Here is a 20,593-nt window from a genome sequence, read left to right as displayed (position 1 = left end):
TAACCGGCGGGGTGTGGACGTCGCACTCGACATCCTTCCTGGTCACCGGGGCACCCCGGCCTACATCACCCCCGCCAAGCCGCCCACCACCGGTGGATCAGGGCTGAGACGGCGCCCTCCGGGGTGCGCAGGAGGGCGAAGAGGCGACGACTCGCCCCCTGTGCCCGTCCTCGGAGGGCGAGCAGGCGACGACTCGCCCTCGAGGGGACCCTGGGGTGAAGGGGGCGTCACCTTCGCGTCGTGAGGGGGCTCAGGGGTGAAGGGGGCGTCACCTTCGCAGGGGGCCCGGGGGGGAGGTGGGGCTCACCCCGCGCAGCGCATAGGAGGCCGCCTCCGACGGGGCCGACCGGGTGACGGCGCGGTGCGGCGTCCCGGATGGCGGGACGCCCGTCCCGAGGGGTGGTGCGGCCGGCGGTGGGTGCCCTAGCGTCGTCGGCAGGTCAAGAGCGCCAGCGACAAGCCCCGGCTCGCTGGCCGGCAACCCTCCTCCGCGGTGGGGTGCCCCGGGTGAGGACCTGGCCGCACCGGCCCTGGTGCGGCAAGCGCGGACCTCCGGGTCCGGTGGACGCCGCAGGAGACCCCTATGAGCACGCACCCCGTCGTCGCTGACCGCGCCCTCGACCGGGCCCTCGACCGGGCCGTCGACCGAGCTCCGGCAGCGGCCCCGCCCGCCCGGCGCCTCGCCGTCGTGCCGCCCCCCGCCTCGCCGTCCAGCACCGTGCGGTCCGTGTCCCAGGGCGTCCCGGCGCAGCCGGAGGGCCCGGCGCCGTCCCGGGCCCGGACCGCGCCTGCGCCGGGCGAGGAGCCGCTGCTGCCCGTCGTCGGCGGCGAGGAGCAGGTGCCCCTCGTGACCGGCGGCACCGCGCGCTACGCCAACCTCGACGTCGCGGCCAGCGCGCCCGCCCTGTGCTGGGTCGCCGACCACGTCGAGCGGGTCCTGCCGCTGTACGCCAGCGTCCACCGCGGCGCCGGGTACGCCTCGCAGGTGAGCACGGCCGTCCTCGAGGGGGCGCGCGACGTCGTCGGCGGCTTCGTCGGGGCCCGCGCGGACGACGTCGTCGTCTGGACGCGGAGCACGACCGACGCCCTGGCCGTCCTCGCCGGCTGCGTGCCCGACGGCGGCTCGGTGCTCGTCCTCGACCTCGAGCACCACGCCAACCTCCTGCCGTGGCGCACGCAGGGCCACCGGGGCGTGACCTCGCGCGTCGTCGAGGCCGCGCCGACCCTCGAGGGGACGCTGGCCGTCCTCGCGGACGCCCTGGCCGCCGAGCCGACGGCGCTCGTCGCCGTCACCGGCGCGAGCAACGTCACGGGGGAGGAGCTGCCGCTGCGCCGCGTGGCCGACCTCGCGCACACCGCCGGGGCCCGCCTCGCCGTCGACGCCGCCCAGCTCGCGCCCCACCGGGCGGTCGACGTGGCCCGCGACGGCGTCGACTGGGTGGCCCTCTCCGGCCACAAGCTGTACGCGCCCTTCGGCGCGGGCGCGCTCGTCGGGCGCCGCGACTGGCTCGACGAGGGCACCCCCTACCTCGCCGGCGGCGGGGCGGTCGCCGAGGTGGGCCTGGACGACGTCCGCTGGGCGGCCGCGCCCGCCCGCCACGAGGGCGGGACGCCCAACGTCCTCGGCGTCGCCGCTCTCGCCGCGGCCTGCGACGCGCTGCAGGCGCTCGCCGGCGGCGCGCTCGAGGCGCACGAGCGGGCCCTGCGGGAGCGCCTCGTGGACGGCCTGGCGGGCGTGCCGGGCGTGCGGGTGCACCGCGCGCTCGAGGGGGCGCCCTCGGCCATCGGCGTCGTCACCTTCACCGTCGACGGCGTCGCCCCCGGCCTCGTGGCGGCCGTCCTGTCCGCCGAGCACGGGATCGGGGTCCGTGACGGGCGCTTCTGCGCGCACCCGCTCCTCGAGCGCCTGGGCCTGCGCGAGGGCGCCGTACGGGCGAGCGTCGGCGTCGGGTCGCGGGCCGAGGACGTCGACCGGCTGGTCGCCGCGCTCCGCGCGCTCGTCTCGGACGGCCCCGGGTGGGAGTACGCGCTCGTCGAGGGCCGCTGGGCGCCCGTCGACGACCCGCGGCCGTGGCCCGAGTGGGGCGACCCGACGGCGCGCGCGGCCGCCGCCCGCCCCTGCGGCGGCTGAGGGCGACGCCCCCGGCGACCGGCGGCACGTCCACCTGCTCCACCGCGACCTCGTGCCGCCGGTCCCCGGCCGGCGGGTCGCCGCCGGCGTCCTGGGGCCGCGTCGGGACCTACCCTCGCTCCCCGTGAGCGACCCCGTCAGCCCGTCGACCCCCGCGGGACCCTCCCCGCAGCAGGCCCGCTCGGTGCTCGCCGGCGTGCTCGTCGCGACGCTGCTCGCGGCCCTCGACCTCCTCGCCGTCGCCGTCGCGCTGCCCGAGCTGGCCCTCGACCTCGAGCTGGAGCGCGCGCTCGCGCTGCCCGTCGGCGCCGGGGTGGTCGGCCTCGTCCTCGCGGTCCCGCTGGCGGCGCGGCTGTCGCGGCACGGCCCGCAGCCGGTCCTGCTCGGGGCGGCGACGGCGCTCGTCGTCGTGGGCGGCGTCGCGACGGCGCTGGCGCCGCTGCCGACCGGGGCGGCGGGGGACGCCCCGGGCTCGCTGCTCGCCGTCGGCCTCGGGCGCCTCGCGCAGGGCGCCGGCGTCGGCGCGCTCGTCGTCGGCGCGGGGGCCGCCCTCGTGCGCGGCGTGCCCGCCGCCCTGCAGGTGCGGGTCCAGGCCGCGCTCGTGCTCGTCACCGGGGTGGGCGCGCTGCTCGGCGCGCTCGTCGGGGGGCTGCTCGCCGACGTGCCCGGCGGCTGGCGCTCGGTGCCGCTGCTCGCGCCCGTCCTCGCCGTCGTCGCGCTCGTGCTGCTGCGCTCGGTGCGGGCGCTGCCCCGCGGGGAGGCGCCGGCCCCGGCCGCCGCGGGCCCGTCGTCGTGGGCCGTCCTGCGCCACCGCGTCGTCCTCCTCGGCGCGGTGGTGGGCGTCGTCGTCGGCGCCGTCACCGTCCTCGTGCTCGTCGACGCCGTCCTCTCCCTCGACCTCGAGCGGCCGCTGCTGCGCGGGCTGCTCGTCGCCGGCGGGGTCGTCGCGGGGGTGGTCGGCGTGGTCGGCGCGACGACGGCGATCGCCCGGGTGGGCCGGCAGCCCCGCCTCGCGCAGGTGGGCACGGCGGGCGCCCTGGTGGCCGCGGTCGGCACCTACCTCGTCGGCTGGCTCCTGGTCGAGGGGCCGCCGCTGGCGCTGCTGCCGCTCGTGCTCGTCGGCGTCGGCCTCGGTGCGGCCGTGCAGGCGACGGGCCTCGTCGTCTCGATCCTCTGCCCCGAGGGCTCCGAGCGGGAGGCCGCCGCCGCCCTCGGCGCCGGGCGGCGGGCCGGGGCCCTCGTCGGCGCCCTGGTGGTCCTGCTCGCCCCGCTGGCGGGCGACCTCGACGGCACGGGCGCGGCCCCGGCCGGGGTCCTCAGCGGGGTCGTGGCGGTCGTCGGCGTCCTCGCGCTGCTCGCCGTCGTGCCCGTCCTGGCCGTCCTCCCGCGCCGAGGGCCCGTCCGGCACCTGCCGGGCGCCTGACGGGCGCGGCCCCGGCCCTCGGGCTCGCCCTCCGGCGGCGGGGACGTGCGGGCGCCGGCCCGTGCGAGAGTGCTGCGGTGACGCTGCTGCCCCCGCCGTCCGCCCGTCCCGGCGCCCCCGGGTCGGCGGCCGCCCAGCCCGAGGTCGTCCCGCCCACCGCCGCGCAGGTGCGGCGCTCGCTGGCCCGCGCCCGTGACGGGAAGTCGCTCGACGCCGCCGAGGCCGAGGTGCTGCTGCACGCCCGCGGCGAGGACCTCGCCGCGCTGCAGGACGTCGCGGTGCGCGTGCGCGACGCCGCCATGGCGCGGGAGGGGCGGCCCGGCGTCGTCACGTACTCGCGCAAGGTCTTCATCCCCCTGACGAGGCTGTGCCGCGACCGGTGCCACTACTGCACCTTCGTCACGGTGCCGCACCGGCTGCCCGCGGCCTACCTCAGCCCCGACGAGGTGCTCGAGATCGCCCGCGAGGGCGCCGCGCAGGGCTGCCGCGAGGCGCTCTTCACCCTCGGCGACCGCCCCGAGGACCGCTGGCCGGCCGCCCGCGAGTGGCTCGACGCCCACGGCTACGACGACACGCTCTCCTACGTGCGCGCCATGGCGGTCCGGGTGCTCGAGGAGACGGGGCTCCTGCCGCACCTCAACCCCGGAGTCATGAGCTGGTCGGAGCTCCAGCGGCTCAAGCCCGTCGCCCCGTCGATGGGGATGATGCTCGAGACGACGGCGACCCGGCTGTGGTCCGAGCCCGGCGGCCCCCACTACGGCAGCCCCGACAAGGACCCGGCGCTGCGCCTGCGCGTGCTCGAGGACGCCGGGCGCGTCGGCGTTCCCTTCACGACGGGGATCCTCGTCGGCATCGGCGAGACGCCGGCCGAGCGGGTCGACTCCCTGCTCGCGATCCGCCGGGTCGCCCGGGAGTACGGCGGGATCCAGGAGGTCATCGTCCAGAACTTCCGGGCGAAGGACGCCACCGCGATGCAGGCGGCGCCCGACCTCGACCGCGAGACCTACCTGGCGACCCTCGCCGTCGCGCGCGTGCTGCTCGGCCCGACGGTGAGCCTGCAGGCGCCGCCGAACCTCTCGGACCCCGAGGACGTCGCGGCGCTGCTCGCCTCCGGCGTCGACGACTGGGGCGGCGTCTCGCCCGTGACGCCCGACCACGTCAACCCCGAGCGGCCCTGGCCGCACCTGGCCGACCTCGAGCGGTGGACGGCGGACGCCGGCCTCGGCCTGGCGCAGCGGCTCACGACGCACCCCCGGTACGTCCTCGGCTCGCTCGAGCGCGACGAGGCGTGGGTCGACCCCCGGCTGCACCCGCACGTGCGCGCCCTCGTCGACCCGGCCACCGGGCTGGCGGACCCGAGCACGCAGCCCGTCGGGCTGCCGTGGCAGGAGCCCGACGGCGGGCTCGTCGCGAGCGGCGGCGGCACCGGTCGCACCGAGCTGCACGTCGAGGTCGACACCACCGGCCGCAGCGCCGACCGCCGCAGCGACTTCGACGAGGTCTACGGCGACTGGGACGCCGTCGCCGAGCGGGTGCCGGCGCAGGACCGGCGGGGCGGCGCCCGCCCCGCGCCCTCGGGCCCGCGGGTGGACTCGGGCGTCGCCGCCGCCCTGCGCGCGGCGGAGGCCGACCCGGCGGGGCTCTCGGACGCGCAGTACCTCGCGCTCATGACGGCCGACGGCCCGGCGCTCGACGCCGTCACCGCGCTCGCGGACGGCCTGCGCCGCGACGTCGTGGGCGACGACGTCACCTACGTGGTGAACCGGAACATCAACTTCACCAACGTCTGCTACGTCGGCTGCCGCTTCTGCGCCTTCGCCCAGCGCAAGACCGACGCCGACGCGTACACGCTCTCGCTCGAGCAGATCTCCGAGCGCACCCGCGAGGCGCGCGACGTCTGGGGCGCCACGGAGGTGTGCCTGCAGGGCGGCATCTCGCCCGACCTCGGGCCGACGGCGTACGTCGACATCGTCCGCGCCGTGAAGGACGCCGTGCCGGACATGCACGTGCACGCCTTCTCGCCCATGGAGATCGCGACGGCGTCGGCCAAGCGCGGCATCTCGGTGCGGGCGTGGCTCGAGGAGGTGCGGGCGGCCGGCCTCGGGTCCATCCCCGGCACGGCGGCGGAGATCCTCGACGACGACGTCCGCTGGGTGCTGACCAAGGGCAAGCTGCCCGCCGCGGCGTGGGTCGACGTCGTCGAGACGGCGCACTCCCTGGGCCTGCGCAGCTCGAGCACGATGATGTACGGCCACGTCGACGACCCGCGGCACTGGGTGGCCCACCTGCGCACCCTCGCCGGGGTGCAGGACCGCACGGGCGGCTTCACCGAGTTCGTGCCGCTGCCCTTCGTGCACACGAGCTCGCCGGTGTACCTCGCCGGCATCGCGCGGCCGGGGCCGACGCTGCGCGACAACCGCGCCGTCCACGCGCTCGCGCGGATCATGCTGCACGGGAGGGTCGACCACGTGCAGACGTCGTGGGTGAAGCTCGGCGTCGAGGGCACCCGCGCGATGCTCACCGGGGGCGCCGACGACCTCGGCGGCACGCTCATGGAGGAGACCATCAGCCGCATGGCGGGCTCCGAGCACGGGTCGGCGAAGTCGGTGGCGGAGATCACCGAGATCGCCGACGGCATCGGCCGGCCGGTGCGCGAGCGGACGACGACGTACGGCCCCGCCCCGGAGCGCGCGGCCGCGGGCTGACGCGGCGCCACCCGCCGGGACCGACGGACGGCGGGTCGGCCGCGCCGAGACCGACGGACGACGTCCTCCGGCGCCACGGGGGACGGCGTCCGTCGGTCTCGTGCGGCGGTCTGCTCCCGCTCTCGCCGCGGGGGCGGTGTCGCCGTCGCGCGCGCCGCCCGGGAGCATGGGTCCCGTGCCCGAGCAGACGCGCCCCCTGGCCCTGGTGACCAACGACGACGGCGTGGAGGGCCGCGGCCTCGCGCTGCTGGCCGTCGCGGCGGTCGAGGCGGGGTTCGACGTCGTCGTCGCGGCGCCCTCGCGCGACCGCAGCGGGGCGAGCGCGGCGGTCGACGCCGAGCTCGAGGACGACCGCCTGCCCGTCACCGAGGTCGCCCTGCCCTGGCCGGACCTCGCGGGGGAGGGGCACGAGGACCCGCGGGCGTGGTCCGCGGAGGCCCGCGCGCTCGAGGGCACCGACCGGCTGCGCGTGCTCGCCGTCGGCGCGAGCCCGGCCTTCTGCACCCGCGTCGGCCTGCGCGGCGCCTTCGGCGGGCGGGTGCCCGACGTCGTCCTGTCGGGGGTCAACCACGGCATGAACACCGGTGAGGCGGTGCTCCACTCGGGAACCGTCGGCGCCGCGCTGACGGCGACGGTCTTCGGCGTCCGCGCCCTCGCGGCGTCCGCGGGCGTCGCCTCGACGACGACGCTCGAGGTCGCGCCGACGACGTGGGCCGCCGTCCTCGAGGCCGTGCGCCCCGCGCTGCGGTGGGTCCTCGACCACGAGCCCACCGGGACGCTCAACCTCAACGTGCCGCACCTCGAGGTGGGCGAGCGCCTGCAGGGCCTGCGCCCGGCGACGCTCGCGGCCGTCGGCGTCGCGCAGGGCCACGCCTTCGAGGCGGGGGAGGGCTACGTGCGCCTCACGGCGTCGACGCCGCCCGAGGACGACGAGCCGGAGGACCCGGGCAGCGACACCGTGCTCCTCGCGCAGGGCTGGGCGACGGCGACGGTGCTCGGCCCCGTCGAGCAGCGCGAGGGCGTCTCGCTCGACGACCTCGGCGACCTCGCGGCCGCCGTCCCCGCCGCCGGATGACCCGTCCCGCACTCCCCGTCCGCACGGTCCCGTCCGCGCGGCCCTCTGCCGCACGTCGTCGACACATCGCCCTCCAGGGCAGTGCCTCACGGCGATGTGTCGACGACGTGCGGTGAGGGACGCCGCTGAGAGGGCGAAGTGTCGACGACGTGCGGGGCAGGGCGCCGGTCAGTCGAGCTCGGTCGGCAGCGACGGGTCGCGGTGGTGGGCGACGCAGCGCTCGAGCTCCCAGCGCGTCGTGCGGCCCTGGCTCAGCTCGGGCAGCTCGTCGAGGCCGAACCAGCCGACGTCGAGCGTCTCGAGCTCGTCGGGCGGGCGGACGTCCCCCGTCGCGCGGCACAGGAAGAAGAGCTTGACGACGCCGACGGTCATCGGCGGGCGGTGGCCGCGGGCGTCGCGGTCCCAGCAGCCGACGAGCGTGACGACGTCGGCGGCGTAGCCGGTCTCCTCCCGCACCTCGCGCAGCGCGGCGGACACCGGGGTGTCGCCCGGGTCGGCCCACCCGCCCGGCGCCGACCAGCGGCCGTCGCTGCGCTCGCGCATGAGCAGCACGCGCTCCGAGGCGTCGACGAGGACGCCGCGGACGTCGACCTTCGGCGTCGCGTAGCCGGTGTCGCGCCGCTCCAGCTCGAGGGCCAGCTCGGCGGCGTCGTCGCCCGACAGCACCGACAGGAGCTCGGCGGCCAGCTCGCGCGTCGTCTCGAAGCGCTCGACGTCGTACGCGGTGGGGGAGAAGGCGAGACCGCTCTGGGCCACCGCGGCGAGGCGGACGGCGACGGCGCGCACGCGCTCCGCCGCGTCACCGGCGCCCTGGTGGCCGGCCGCGGTGTCACCGGCCGCCGTGTCGCCCGCCGCCCGGCCGGGCGCCGCCCCCTCCGCGGGGACGGCTCCCCCGGCCAGACCGCGCACGGCCGGACCGCTCACGGCACCACCACGCCGCGGCCGGTGAGCGAGCCCTCGTGCAGGCGGCGGTAGGCCTCCGGCGCCTCGTCGAGGGAGAAGCGCTCGGTGTGCACGGAGATCTGCCCGCGCTGCGCCAGCTCGACCACCTCGACGAGCTCGTCGCGCGAGCCCCAGTACGGCACCAGCGTGCTCACCTCGAAGGGCACCGTCCCGAACCCGACCTTGAGCGTCGGTGCCCCGGCGGTGATGCCGACGACGGTGAGGTCGCCGCCCACGCGGACGAGCTGCGGCGCCAGGTCGAGGGTCGCCTGCGCGCCGACGAAGTCGAGGACGACGTCCGCCCCGCGACCGCGCGTCATCTCCTTCACCGGCTCCACGGCCTCGGGGGAGGACTTGAGGGCCTCCGCGGCGCCGACCCGGCGGGCCAGCTCGAGCTTGTCGTCGCCGATGTCGAGCGCCACCACCCGCGCGCCGGACAGCGCCGAGAGGATCTGCACGGCGACGTGGCCGAGCCCGCCGACGCCGATGACGACGGCCGTGGAGCCGGCGCCGAGCTTCGGCAGCGACCGCTTGATCGCGTGGTACGGCGTGAGCCCGGCGTCCGTGAGCGGCGCGGCCGCCACGGGGTCGAGGTCCCCGATGGGCACGAGGTGGCGCGCGTCGTCGACGAGCATCCGCTCGGCCATGGCGCCGGGGGCGCCGAGCCCGGGCGGGGCGATGCCGAGCTCGGCCGCCCGCTCGCAGTAGTTCTCCTGGCCGGCGGAGCAGCGCACGCACCGCCCGCAGCCCCACGGGCCGTAGACGACGACGCTGTCGCCGACCTCCACGCCCGTCACGCCCTCGCCGAGCGCCGCCACGGTGCCCGCGCCCTCGTGGCCGAGGGTCAGGGGCAGCCCGTAGACGTACTCCTCCTCGGGCAGGCCCATGACGTACTCGTCGGAGTGGCACAGCCCCGCCGCCGTCACGTCGAGGAGCACCTGCCCCGGCCCGGGCTGCGGGTCCTCGACCTCGACCACCTCGGGCCGTCCGCCGATCTCCCGGTACTGGACCGCCTTCACCGTCCGCTCACCTCGCGTCGTCGCTCTCGTCTGCTGCCGTCACGTCCCGGCGAGGGGCTGACCCGCGGCCCGCCGGGTCCTCCCGACGCTAGGCGCCGGGGCGCGTCCCCGCGCCCCGGGCGCGGGTGTGACGATGGCGTCGTGGGACGACGCACCGCGGCAGCGGTCTCGGCGGCCGCGGTGGCCCTCCTGGTGCTCGCCGCTCCCGCCGTCGCGCCCTCCTCGGCCGCCGCCGTCCCGCCCGCCGCGCCGGGCGCGAGCGCCTCGCCGTCCCCCTCCCCGAGCGCGACGCCCGACGTCGGCGCCGACGTCGAGGTCGAGCAGCTCTCCGTCCCCGTCGGCGCGGAGCCCTCCGCCCCGGACGAGCCCGTGGCCCTCGACGCCGCCGTGTACCGGACGGCGGGCGGCACCGACCGGCGCCCCGCCGTCCTCCTCGCCCACGGCTTCCTCAGCACCCGCGCCGACCGCGACGGGCAGGCGCGCGAGCTCGCCGCCGAGGGCTTCGTCGTCCTCACGTGGTCGGCCCGGGGCTTCGGCGACTCGGGCGGCCTCGTGCACCTCGACGCCCCCGACTTCGAGGTCGCCGACGCCCGCGCGCTCGTCGACGTCCTCGCGGAACGGCGCGACGTCCTCCTCGACGAGACCGGCGACCCGCGCGTCGGCGTCGTCGGCGGCTCCTACGGCGGGGCGCTCGCGCTGCTGCTGGCGGGCACCGACGACCGCGTCGACGCCGCGGCCGCGGCCATCACGTGGCACGACCTCATGAGCTCCCTGGCGCCCTCGACGACGGCGGCCCCGACGACGGCGAACGGGGGAGCGAGCACGCCGGCGGCGGTGACGAGCACCCAGCCCGGCGTCCTCAAGCGCGCCTGGGCCACCCAGCTCGCCGCCAGCCGCGGCGCCCTGCCGGTCGGGACCCCGCAGGGGGCGGGCGACGGCGGCGCCGCGACGGCCGGTGGCGGCCCCGGGCCGGGTGCGTGCGGCAGCCTCGCGCCCGACCTGTGCGCCGGCTACCTCGACGCCATCGCCACCGGCGAGGTCGGGGACGACCTCGCCGCGCTGCTGCGCGCGTCGAGCCCGGCGAGCGTGCTCGACGACGTCGACGCGCCCGTCCTCCTCGTCCAGGGCCAGCAGGACAGCCTCTTCCCGCTCACCGAGGCCGACGCGAACGCCCGGCAGCTGGCCGCCGCCGGCAGCGACGTGCGGGTGCGCTGGATCGCCGGCGGCCACGACGCCGGCGCCGGCGCCGGTGGCGGCTTCGGGTCCGCCGAGGACGAGCTCGCGCCCTTCCTGCGCGAGGTGCTCGCCGGCGACCCCGCCGCCGACGGCGCCGCCACCTTCCGCGCCGACGTGGTGGAGGACGACGACCTGGGCGCCGCCCTCGGTGCGGCGGCCCAGCAGCCCGGCGCCCCGCCGGTGGCGGGCCTCGCCGAGGAGGACGACGACCGCGAGGTCCTCGAGCTCCCCGGCTACCCGGGCCTCACGATCTCCGGCGGCGACGGGGCCGACGAGGGGGCCGACGGGGGCGCGCCCGCGCTCGAGGTCCGCGCCGTCCCGCTCGTCGGCGACCCCCAGCAGGTGCTCTCGCCGGCGGGCGGCACGCCGTCCGCGCTGACGACGCTCCCCGGCGCCGGCGCCGCGGCCGGCGCGCTCGGCGGGGGGCTCGCCGCCCTGGGCTCCGCGCTCGCCGTCCTGCCCGGCCAGAGCGCGACCTTCGACTCCGCCGAGCTCGAGGACGACGTCCTCGTGGCTGGCGCGCCGACCGTCCGCCTCGTCGTCACCTCGACGGCGAGCGACGCCACCCTCTTCACGGGCCTGCTCGAGGTGCCCTCCGACGGCCGGGCCGTGCTGCCGCGCCAGCTCGTCGCGCCGGTGCGGCTCACGGGCCTGGTGCCCGGGGAGCCGACGCGCGTCGACGTCGCCCTGCCCGCCGTGCTCCAGCGCTACGCCGCCGGCTCCACGATGCGGCTGCTCGTCTCGAGCACCGACCAGGGCTACGCGGTGCCGCAGGACGGCCGGGTCTACGGCGTCGCGCTCGCGTCCGAGGACGCCGAGCCGGCGGTGCGCGTGCCCGTGGCGCCGGGCGACGACGTCGCCACGGTCGCGGCGAGCACGGACGACGGCGGGGGCGTCGAGGTCCCCTGGGGCCTCGTCGTCGCCCTGGCCGTCGTGCTGCTCCTCGCAGCGCTGCTCGGCCCGGTGAGCCGGCGCGTCGACGCCCGCCGCGCCGCGCCCGCCACCGTCCCCGCGCTGGGCGGTGGCGTCCTCGCCGGCGCCGCCTCGCTCGAGGGCGACGGGCCGCCGCCGCCGCTGGTCGTCGACGGGCTCGCGCTCGTCTACGCCTCCGGCCTGCGCGCCGTCGACGGCGTGAGCTTCACCGTCGGGCGCGGGCAGGTCGTCGGCCTCCTCGGCCCCAACGGCGCCGGCAAGACCTCGACGCTGCGCATGGTCCTCGGGCTCGTGCACCCGACCGAGGGCCGCACGCTCGTGCTGGGCCACGAGGTCGTGCCGGGCGCGGCCGTGCTCTCCCAGGTGGGCGCCTTCGTCGAGGGCCCGGGCCTGCTGCCGCACGCCACCGGCATCGCCAACCTCCGCCTCGCCTGGCAGGCCACGGGCCGCCCGCTCGAGGACGCGCGGATCGACGAGGTGCTCGAGATCGCTGCGCTCGGCGACGCCGTCCACCGGCCCGTCCGGGGCTACAGCCAGGGCATGCGCGCCCGCATCGCCATCGCGCAGGCGATGCTCGGCCTGCCCGACGTCCTCGTGCTCGACGAGCCGACCAACGGCCTCGACCCGCCGCAGATCCGCGCGCTGCGCGACGTGCTGCGCGGGTACGCCGCCTCGGGCCGGGCCGTGCTCGTCTCGAGCCACCTGCTCGCGGAGGTCGAGATGACCTGCACGCACGCCGTCATCATGCGGCGCGGCCAGGTCGTCGCCGGCGGCTCGCTCGAGGAGCTGACGAGCGGTGGCACCGGTGACGGGCACGGGGGCACGGCCGTCGTCGTCGACGACGTCGAGCGCGCCCGCGCGGCCCTCGCCGACCTGCCGGGCGCCCGCGTGGACGCCGCGGCCGAGCACGCCGACGCCGAGGACCGCCCCGTCCCCGGCGACGGCGAGCTCACCGTCACGGGCGCCGAGCCCGAGGACGTCGTCCGCGCGCTCGTCACCGCCGGCGTGGCGGTGCACCGCGTGGCGCCGCGGCGCCGGCTGGAGGAGGTCTTCCTGGAGGTGACCGGCACGTGAGCGACGACAGCCCCTCGGACGGGTCCGCCCAGCACGCAGGGCAGGGCACCGACGAGCTCGACCGCGCCCTGCGCGCGGAGGAGCCGGCCGGCGAGCGCACCGCCGCGCAGGACGACGCCCGGGAGGGCGAGGCCGCAGTCGCGCGCCACGGCCGCCGCCGGGGCGACGACGGCGCGGCCCCGGGCTACGCGCCGCGCCGGACCCTCACCGTGCGCGCCGAGGCCGCGCGCCAGCTGCGCCGTCGCCGGACCGTCGTCACGGCCGTGCTCCTCGCGGTGCTGCCGCTCGTGCTCGTCGGCGCCTTCGCCCTCGGCGACGGCGACACCTCCGGCGCCCCGGACTTCGTCGAGCTCGCCACCGAGGGCGGGGCGAACCTCGCGCTCTTCACGCTGTTCGTGGCGACGGGCTTCCTCGTCCCCCTCGTCGTCTCGCTGCTGTGCGGCGACCCGCTGGCCTCCGAGGCCAGCTGGTCGAGCCTGCGCTACCTGCTCGTCTCGCCCGTGCCACGGCGGCGGCTGCTGCGCAGCAAGCTCGTCGTCGCGCTCGTCTCCTCGGTGCTCGCGGTGGCCCTGCTCATGGCTGTCGCCTACCTCGTGGGGACGCTGGCGTACGGGCCCGAGCCGCTCGTCAGCCCCAGCGGCGAGGCGTTCGACCTCTCCGGCGGCCTGTGGCGCCTGGCCGCCGCGACGGGGTACGTCCTCGTCACGACGGCGGCCTTCGGCGGGTTCGCCTTCCTCGTCGGCACGCGCTCCGACGCCCCGCTCGCGGCGGTCGGCAGCGCCGTCCTGCTCGTCGTCGTCTCGACGGTGCTCGACCAGATCCAGGCCCTCGGCGACCTGCGCGAGGCCCTGCCGACGCACTTCCAGTACGCCTACGTGGGCCTCTTCCAGCCCGACCCCGCGTGGGACGACATGCTCACCGGCAGCCTCTGGGCGCTGCTGTGGGCCGTCGTGGCGATCCGCCTCGCCTTCTGGTCCTTCGGCCGCAAGGACGTCCTCAGCTGACCCGCCCCCGCGGGCGACGCCGGCGCGCGCCTCACGCGGACGCGGGCCGCGCGGGCGGCGCCCCTCCCGGGCCGCCGGGACCGCCGCCCGGGCCCGACGCTCCGCCGCTCGTCGGCGTCGTCGTCGTGTCCACGCCGACGGTGAGCGAGACGCGGTAGCCGCTGCTGGTGTCGCCGGTGACGGTGGCCAGCTGGGTGGCGCCCGCGTCGTCGCCGAAGACGGTGTCGCTGGCGAGGCTGACCTGGGACAGGTTCGTGACGGACGCCTCGTACCCGGCGGTGGCGTAGACGGCTTCGCAGACGTCCTGCGGCAGGGCGACCTGGGAGGTGGCGACGGCGTTCGCGGCGTCGGTGATCGAGTCGACGTCGGGGTAGACCTCGAGGTGGACGTGCGGCCACCGCCCGGAGTAGCAGGCCGGGACGACGCTCGTGAAGGTGACGGTGCCGTCGGCGCCGACGACCTGGACGCCGCGCAGGTAGTCCTCGTCCTCCACGCCGGAGGAGTACAGGGAGTACCGGCCCTCCCGGTCGCAGTGCCAGACGTAGACGGCGGCGCCCTCGAAGGGGACGTCGCCGCCAGCCATGTCCACCACGTCGAGCACCAGGGTCATGGGGACGCCCTCGGCGGTCGTGGTCGAGGTGCCGAAGGACGAGCGGATGTCGGAGCGGACGACACCGGCGGCGGTGAGGACGTTCGCGCCGTTGGACCCGTCGCCGGGGTAGGGCCCGGCGGTCTCGTCGGGGATCTCCGTCAGGTCCGACGACGTGGCCGCCGACGTCGACGCGGTGCCGTCGCCGCCGCAGGCGACGAGGCCGGCGGTCGCCGCTCCCAGCCCGAGCAGGCCGAGCACGCGGCGCCGGTCGAGCATCGTCGTCACGTCGAAGGCCAGGCCCTGGTCGTCGACGTCCTCGTGCTGGCGGGGGAGGGTGCGCCCGCGGAAGGTGCGCAGCCGCCGACCGGTGGGCTGCCGGTCGGCCGTGGGGGCGGTGGGCTTCGTCTCGTCCATGCCGGGAGCGTCGGAGCCGCCGGTGTCCGGACCGTCTGCCCCCGCTGTGCGCCGCCTGTGGGTCCCGGTGCGCCCGCCGCCCGTGACCGCCGGGGGCCTCACCCCCGGCGGACGTCGCCCGGCTCGAGCGCCGCGTCGGCCGTCGTCGGCGGGCCGGGCCACGGACGCCGCGGCGCCTCGTCCGGCACCCCGAGCTGCACCGACCTGCCGCAGACCGCGCAGCCCACGAGGTGGGGGCGCCCCGCCCGCCGCGCCGCCCTCCCGGCGTCGGCGACCCCGGGGTGGAAGAGGTGCTCGTGCGGCGGTGGAGCGGGGGCGGGGCTCGTCATGCCGGCGGACCGTAGAGGCGGGGACCGACATCCCGGCTGCGTCGCGGTGCGCCCGGGTGCGCGGCGTCGGCCAGGATGTGGCCATGGCGCAGAAGACCCAGACCATCCTCACCGACGACATCGACGGCGGGGACGCCACCCAGACGGTGACGTTCTCCTTCCAGGGCACGAGCTACGAGATCGACCTCAACGACGAGCACGCGGCCTCCATCGAGGAGTCCTTCGCCGAGTGGATCGCCAACGCCCGCAAGGTCACCGGTCGTGGGGCCGCCGGCGCGGCGCCCGCGCGCTCGAGCGGCGGCCGCGCGAGCTCGGGGCCCAAGCGCACCGACCTCGACGCCGTCCGCGCCTGGGCCCGCGAGAACGGGCACGAGGTCTCCGACCGCGGCCGCGTCTCGAACAAGGTCCTCGAGGCCTACGACGCCGCGCACTGAGCCCGCCCGCCGACGTCGAGCTCGCGGCCACCACGGACGCCGTGCGGGGCCGCGAGGTCGACGTCGTCGGTCACGGCGGAGGGCCGCCGCCGGCGCGGGCCGCGACCTACCGGCGCCGGCGACGGACGAGCAGCAGGCCGGCGGTGACGAGCACGGCCGCGACCACCGGGGCGACGTAGCTCGGGCCCGGCAGGAGCGGGCCCAGGACGAGCACGAGGAGCACGACGGCCACCGCGGCGACGAGACCCTCGACGGCGCTGCCGCGGCGCGGCGGGGTCGAGGACGACCGCTCGCCCCGGGAGCGGCGGGGAGGCGTGCTCACCAGGGGACCGTACGGGACGGACCGTGCGCGCCACCGCGGGCAGCAGCCGCTCGGTGCGCCGTCAGGTCAGTCCCTCGAGAAGGTCGACGGCACGGGCCGATCCCCGCTCACCCGCCATCGCCCCGGCCGCCGCGCGCGCGGCCCGCCGGTGCGCGGGGGCGGCGGCGAGGCGTCGAGCGAGCCCGTCGGCGGTGAGCCTGCGCGCCGGCAGCGGCGCCGGGGCCAGGTCGAGGTGGTGCAGGCGCCGCGCCCACCAGGGCTGGTCCGCGACGAAGGGGACGACGACGGAGACGGCCCCGGCGCGAGCGACGGCGTGGACGGTGCCGGCGCCCCCGTGGTGGACGACGACGTCGGCGCGCGGCAGCACCGCGGCGTGGGGTGCGGACGAGGCGACGAGCACGTCGCCGGAGGTCCCGGCGGCCTCCCGCGCCGCGCGGGCGTCCAGGCCGCCCCAGCCCGTGAGGACGAGGAGGTGGGCGCCGTGGGCGCGCGCCGCGGCGACGACCGCCCGGCTGCGGGCCTCGGCGTCGGCGGGCCCCGTGGCCATCGACCCGAAGCCGGCCACGACCACCGGGGCGCCGGCCGCCCGGGCGGCGGTGAGGAAGGCCTCGACCTGAGGGTCCGCGACGGCGTCGACGTCGTCGTCGTGCCACGGCCCCGTGAGGTGGGCGGTGCCCGGCCAGTCGGCCGGCCGCGGCACGAGGACCGGGCTCACCGGGCACAGCACGGCCGCCGGGGGAGCCAGGGCGCCCGCGGGCAGCCCGTGCGCGACCCGCAGCCGGCGCAGGTCCGGACCCAGGGCCGCCCCCGCGGCGGCGGTGGCGCGGTAGGTGAGCCGGTTGAGGCGCCGGCCCAGGTCGCCCGCCGCGACGCCCGCGGCCGGGAACGCGCCGGTGGGCGTCAGCGCGGGCACGGTCTCGACGAGGACGTGCGGGACGTCGAGCACCGCCGCGGCGAGGGGCGCGGAGAGCACCTTGGGGTGGGCGACGACGTCGGGCCGGACGTCGCGGGCCGTGCCCACCGCCGAGGCCAGCAGCGCCCGCAGGGCCGGGTGCACCGTCGACCGCCACGCGCGCAGCGCCGCCGCGGGCGAGACGCCCTGGCGGGCGACGAGGCCCCCGAGGTCGCCGTCGAGGACGACGACGCGGAAGGGCTCGGCCGCCGGCTCCCTGACCGTCCCCGTCGTCATGCTCCGCGTGGCGCCGAGCACGACCTCGTGGCCCCGGCGCGCGGCCTCGCGGGCCAGCGCGACGAAGGGCTCGAGGTCTCCGCGCGAGCCGGCCGTGAGCAGCAGCAGCCGCCGCGGACGTGCGGTGACGACGTCGTCTCCGGACGAGGGCACGTCCCGAACCCTCCCACCAGCGGGGCGCCCCTCCCCGGCGTCCGTCGGACCTCTTCGTCGGAGGTGACCGGGCACGGTCACCTCCGACGAACAGCTCCTCGATCACAGCTGTCCACATCGGCTCGGTCGACGGAAGACCACCAAGCCCGGGCGAATCGGGCGTCGCAGGGTGTTCACAGGACGCTCATGGCTGGCTACGGTGTGCCAGCACGAGGTGCCACCCAGGTGCCGACGGCGCTGTCCTCCACCCCCGACCGCGAAGGCGCAGCCTGCTGTGGAGCACCCCGGCCGACCTCTGCCCGCCGCCGCACGAGCGACCCGACCCGCGCGGCCCCTCGCCGTGCGCCGTGCGCGACCCCCGCGCCGGGCGTCGCGGGCCGTGCTCGCGGCGTCGGCCCTGGCGCTGACGACGAGCCTGCTCGCCGTCCCGGCGGCCGCCGCGCCGGAAGCCAGCCAGCCCCAGGAGCGGAAGGCCGCGGTCGACTCGGCCCTCTCCACGCTCCAGCAGGACCTCGTGGGCACGTCCGAGGAGCTGCAGGGCGCCTACGCCGAGTACGCCGCGGTGCAGCAGCAGCTGCCCGGCGCCCGCTCCGCCGCGGACGCCGCCCGCTCCGAGCGCAGCCGGGCGCGGGCCGAGGCCGACGAGCTCGCCCAGCGGCTCGCGTCCTCGACCGCCGCCCAGGAGGCGGCCGCCGAGGCCGTGGCGGGCACGGAGGAGGCGATGGCGGAGCACCGGACCTCGGTCGGCCGGATCGCGGCGTCGTCCTACCGCGGCAACGGGATGCCCGAGATGCTCGCGCTCGCCATGGGCTCGGCCAGCACCGACGATCTCGCGTCGCGCTCGGCGGCCCTCGCCGGGTTGAGCACCACCCAGTCCGCCGTCCTCGCCGACCTGTCCTCGGAGCAGGCCGTGCGCACGAGCGCCCGCGCGCGGCTGGAGGCCGTCACCGAGCAGGTCGCCGACCTCGAGGCCGAGGCCGAGCGCCAGCTCGTGCGCGCCCAGGCCGCCGAGCAGGCCGCCGAGGCGCGCCAGCGCGAGGTCGAGGACCTCGTGGCGCGCCAGGACCGGGCCGTCGCCGTCATCGAGGCGCGCCAGGCCGAGGAGGAGGAGCGCCTCGACGCGCTCCAGGCGGAGTCCGACGCCCTGGGCGCGCAGCTGCGCGCCATCGCCGAGGAGGAGCGCCGCGTCGCCGCCGAGCAGGAGGCCGCGCGCGAGGCGGAGCGTCAGGCGGCTCGCGAGGCGGAGGAGCGCGCCGCGCGCGAGGCCGAGGAGCGGGCGGCCCAGGAGCAGGCGGCCCAGCAGGCGTCGCAGCAGCAGTCGTCCGGGTCCTCGTCCGCACCCCGCGCCGCGGCGGCCCCGCCCGCGGCCGCCCCGGCCCCGCCCAGCGCGGTGAGCCGCGGGTCGTCGTCGGACCGCGGCGGACGGCTGCTGCGCCCCGAGGGTCGCCTGTCGTCGCCCTTCGGCATGCGCATGCACCCCATCCGCGGCTACATGCGCATGCACAACGGTCAGGACTTCGCCGCCGGCTGCGGGACGCCCGTGCGGGCCGCCGAGGACGGGACCGTCGTGTCGGCCGGCTACAACGGCAGCTACGGCAACATCGTCGTCATCAGCCACGGGCTCGTGGACGGGCGCTCGGTGGCCACGGCCTACGCCCACCTGCAGGGCTTCGCCGTCCGCTCCGGGTCGGTCTCCCGCGGACAGGTCATCGGCTACGAGGGCACGACGGGCGGCTCGACGGGCTGCCACCTGCACTTCGAGGTGCGCGTGGACGGCGCGCCCACCGACCCCATGGCGTGGCTCTGACGCGCAGATGCCCTGACCCCCACAGGCCCTGACGCCCTGACGCCGTCGCAGGGCCCCGGGCTCGGCCCGGGGTCGTCGGTCGTCCCTGCGACGATCGCGGCGTGAGCACGTCGAGCACCTCCTCCGAGCGCGCCACGGCTCCGGCCGGCCCGCTCCGCACCCGCGTCGTCCCGCCCTCGGGCGGGCCGGGCTCCGCCGAGGACCCGGCGCTGCGCGAGGACCTCCTGCGCACCTGGGTCGACGTCTCCGAGGCCGGGGGCAGCGTCGGCTTCGTCCCCCCGGTCGACCCGGCGGCGGTCGCCGCCGCGCTCGACGGCACGTTGGCCCGGGTGCGCGAGGGGCGCGACGTGCTCGTCGTCCTCGAGCAGGCGGAGGACGGGGCGGAGCGGCTCCGCGCCGTCGGCATGGGGGTCCTGCTCGCCGGGAGCACGCCCATCACCGCCCACTGGCGCACGGTGGTCCGCCTCATGGTGGCGCCGCACCTGCAGGGCCGGGGCGCGGGGCGCCGGCTGCTCGCGGCGGTGCACGCGGCGGCGCGCGACCTCGGCCTGGAGCAGCTGTCCCTCACCGTCCGCGACGGCCAGGGCCTGCAGCCCTTCTACGAGCGCGCCGGCTACGTCGTCGTCGGGCGCCACCCCGGGGCCCTCCGCGTCGGCCCGGGCGACGACCGCGACGAGGTGCGGCTGGTCGTCCGGCTCTGAGCCGGGCAGCCCCGCCCGCGGCGGACCGGTTCAGCGTGTCGGGCCGATGGGCTCCTCGCCCTCGGTGAGCCCGAGGTGCAGGTGGTCCGCGTGCAGGTCGTCGCTGAAGAAGGCCGGCCCGGCGGGGCCGTCGAGGTCTACGGGGCCGCCGACCTCGGTGGCCCCGGCGGCGCCGGCGGCGCGCATGGCCGCCTCGACGACGTCGAGGGACGCCGGGTCGACGACGAGCCGGCCGTCGACCCGCCACACGTCGAGCGCTCGGCCCCGGGTGTGGTTCGAGAGCCGGTCGGTGCCGAAGACCTCCGCCGGGTGGCCGGTGCGCGCCACGGAGACGGCCACCTCGTGCGCGGCCGCGAGGCCCAGCAGCACGGCGAGCGCCTCGTCGCCCACCACCCCGGCGCGGACGTCGGCGGCCGCGTCCTCCGGCAGCTCGACCCGCGGCGAGGCGAGCACCTCGCGGGCCAGCGGGCTCGGCGCCGCGCCCGCCGGCCGGGGCGGGGGCGGCTGCACCGCCGTGACGCGCCACGTCCCGTCGGGCGACGGCGACAGCCGGACGTCGAGGGTCGCGCCGCGCCGGGACGCCTCGCCCTGCCGTCCGCGCCGCTCCTGGCGGGCGACGACCATGACGCTCGCCGCGTCGGCCGTCAGGCCGCCGTACTGCGGGTACACGACCGCGGTGGCCGCGGTGAGGGCCTCGGGGGCGACGAGCGGCCCCAGGGCCGCGGCCAGGGCGGTGCGGTCGGCGCCCGGCGCGAGCAGGTCCGCCGCCGCGAGGCGCTCGACGAGCGCCTCGCCCGCGCCCTCCAGCCCGACGCGGTCCTCCGGTCCCCGCCCGTTCTGCGGCGCCGTGGCAGCCCACGTCCCCGCGACCTCGACGGCCCGCGCCGCGGCCTCCTTGACCTCCGGCCGCACCTCGCCGGGCCCCGCGCGCCACGGGGTCGGCGCCGGCAGAGGATCCACCGGCGCGACCTCGAGCGAGGGCAGGGCGGCGCTCGGCTCCGGGGCGGCCGTCCGGGCGGGCGACGCGGGAGCCGACGGGCCGGCCGGGGCCGGCGCGCCCGAGCAGGACGTGAGGACGACGACGGCCGCGAGGGCGGCGACAGCGCAGGG

The 20,593-nt window shown here is 78.5% G+C and carries 16 protein-coding genes and 1 riboswitch; of the genes, 9 read left to right on the top strand and 7 right to left on the bottom strand.

What is annotated here, in order from left to right:
• Nucleotides 1–438: 438 nt before the first annotated feature.
• Nucleotides 439–551: riboswitch (SAM riboswitch) on the top strand.
• A gap of 32 nt (nucleotides 552–583) precedes the next feature.
• The 4 genes from Q0789_RS03580 (at nucleotide 584) to Q0789_RS03565 (ending at nucleotide 7,334) form a co-directional block, all read left to right on the top strand.
• Nucleotides 584–2,131 (top strand): aminotransferase class V-fold PLP-dependent enzyme, encoded by a 1,548-nt coding sequence (locus Q0789_RS03580; protein ID WP_298802185.1) that lies wholly within the window; start codon nucleotides 584–586, stop codon nucleotides 2,129–2,131.
• Nucleotides 2,132–2,255: 124 nt separating this feature from the next.
• Complete coding sequence (locus tag Q0789_RS03575) at nucleotides 2,256–3,554, top strand: MFS transporter (RefSeq protein ID WP_298802183.1); 1,299 nt, start codon at nucleotides 2,256–2,258, stop codon at nucleotides 3,552–3,554.
• A gap of 77 nt (nucleotides 3,555–3,631) precedes the next feature.
• Nucleotides 3,632–6,259, top strand: a complete 2,628-nt coding sequence (locus tag Q0789_RS03570; protein ID WP_298802181.1) for a bifunctional FO biosynthesis protein CofGH — start codon at nucleotides 3,632–3,634, stop codon at nucleotides 6,257–6,259.
• A gap of 175 nt (nucleotides 6,260–6,434) precedes the next feature.
• Nucleotides 6,435–7,334, top strand: coding sequence for a 5'/3'-nucleotidase SurE (locus tag Q0789_RS03565; protein WP_298802179.1), 900 nt, complete (start codon nucleotides 6,435–6,437; stop codon nucleotides 7,332–7,334).
• Nucleotides 7,335–7,502: 168 nt separating this feature from the next.
• On the opposite strand, the gene Q0789_RS03560 is transcribed toward Q0789_RS03565, so the two are convergent.
• Both Q0789_RS03560 and Q0789_RS03555 read right to left on the bottom strand, forming a co-directional pair.
• Complete coding sequence (locus Q0789_RS03560) at nucleotides 7,503–8,258, bottom strand: NUDIX hydrolase N-terminal domain-containing protein (RefSeq protein WP_298802177.1); 756 nt, start codon at nucleotides 8,256–8,258, stop codon at nucleotides 7,503–7,505.
• Nucleotides 8,255–9,295, bottom strand: coding sequence for an NAD(P)-dependent alcohol dehydrogenase (locus tag Q0789_RS03555; protein WP_298802175.1), 1,041 nt, complete (start codon nucleotides 9,293–9,295; stop codon nucleotides 8,255–8,257). The genes Q0789_RS03560 and Q0789_RS03555 overlap by 4 nt, the downstream gene beginning before the upstream one ends.
• A gap of 141 nt (nucleotides 9,296–9,436) precedes the next feature.
• On the opposite strand from Q0789_RS03555, the gene Q0789_RS03550 reads away from it, so the two are divergent.
• A complete protein-coding gene (locus tag Q0789_RS03550) occupies nucleotides 9,437–12,538 on the top strand; it encodes an alpha/beta fold hydrolase (RefSeq protein WP_298802173.1) in 3,102 nt (1,033 codons plus the stop codon).
• Nucleotides 12,535–13,542 (top strand): ABC transporter permease, encoded by a 1,008-nt coding sequence (locus Q0789_RS03545; RefSeq protein WP_298802171.1) that lies wholly within the window; start codon nucleotides 12,535–12,537, stop codon nucleotides 13,540–13,542. Before Q0789_RS03550 ends, Q0789_RS03545 begins: the two co-directional genes overlap by 4 nt.
• Nucleotides 13,543–13,573: 31 nt before the next feature.
• Here the strand turns inward: Q0789_RS03545 and Q0789_RS03540 are convergent, their stop codons facing one another.
• Nucleotides 13,574–14,548, bottom strand: coding sequence for an intradiol ring-cleavage dioxygenase (locus tag Q0789_RS03540; RefSeq protein WP_298802169.1), 975 nt, complete (start codon nucleotides 14,546–14,548; stop codon nucleotides 13,574–13,576).
• Nucleotides 14,549–14,646: 98 nt separating this feature from the next.
• Nucleotides 14,647–14,877, bottom strand: coding sequence for a hypothetical protein (locus tag Q0789_RS03535; RefSeq protein ID WP_298802168.1), 231 nt, complete (start codon nucleotides 14,875–14,877; stop codon nucleotides 14,647–14,649).
• Nucleotides 14,878–14,960: 83 nt separating this feature from the next.
• Here Q0789_RS03535 and Q0789_RS03530 point away from each other — a divergent pair, with 83 nt between their 5' ends.
• A complete protein-coding gene (locus Q0789_RS03530) occupies nucleotides 14,961–15,311 on the top strand; it encodes an Lsr2 family protein (protein ID WP_298802167.1) in 351 nt (116 codons plus the stop codon).
• Nucleotides 15,312–15,417: 106 nt separating this feature from the next.
• Here the strand turns inward: Q0789_RS03530 and Q0789_RS03525 are convergent, their stop codons facing one another.
• On the bottom strand, nucleotides 15,418–15,633 hold the full coding sequence (locus tag Q0789_RS03525) for a hypothetical protein (RefSeq protein ID WP_298802165.1): 216 nt from the start codon (nucleotides 15,631–15,633) through the stop codon (nucleotides 15,418–15,420).
• 61 nt (nucleotides 15,634–15,694) lie between these two features.
• Nucleotides 15,695–16,975 carry a glycosyltransferase gene (locus Q0789_RS03520; protein WP_298802163.1) on the bottom strand — a complete coding sequence of 427 codons (1,281 nt, stop codon included), beginning with the start codon at nucleotides 16,973–16,975 and terminating at the stop codon, nucleotides 15,695–15,697.
• 379 nt (nucleotides 16,976–17,354) lie between these two features.
• Between Q0789_RS03520 and Q0789_RS03515 the strand changes: the two genes are divergently transcribed.
• Together Q0789_RS03515 and Q0789_RS03510 are read left to right on the top strand one after the other, a co-directional pair.
• Nucleotides 17,355–18,782 (top strand): M23 family metallopeptidase, encoded by a 1,428-nt coding sequence (locus Q0789_RS03515; RefSeq protein ID WP_298802161.1) that lies wholly within the window; start codon nucleotides 17,355–17,357, stop codon nucleotides 18,780–18,782.
• Nucleotides 18,783–18,883: 101 nt separating this feature from the next.
• Complete coding sequence (locus tag Q0789_RS03510) at nucleotides 18,884–19,483, top strand: N-acetyltransferase (RefSeq protein WP_298802159.1); 600 nt, start codon at nucleotides 18,884–18,886, stop codon at nucleotides 19,481–19,483.
• A gap of 30 nt (nucleotides 19,484–19,513) precedes the next feature.
• Here the strand turns inward: Q0789_RS03510 and Q0789_RS03505 are convergent, their stop codons facing one another.
• Nucleotides 19,514–20,443 (bottom strand): hypothetical protein, encoded by a 930-nt coding sequence (locus Q0789_RS03505; RefSeq protein WP_298802157.1) that lies wholly within the window; start codon nucleotides 20,441–20,443, stop codon nucleotides 19,514–19,516.
• Between the last annotated feature and the right edge of the window lie 150 nt (nucleotides 20,444–20,593).

Origin of the sequence: uncultured Pseudokineococcus sp., assembly GCF_947499845.1 — a bacterium.
In the GTDB taxonomy this organism is placed as follows: Bacteria; Actinomycetota; Actinomycetes; order Actinomycetales; family Quadrisphaeraceae; genus Pseudokineococcus.
This window is presented reverse-complemented; position numbering and strand designations above follow the sequence as displayed.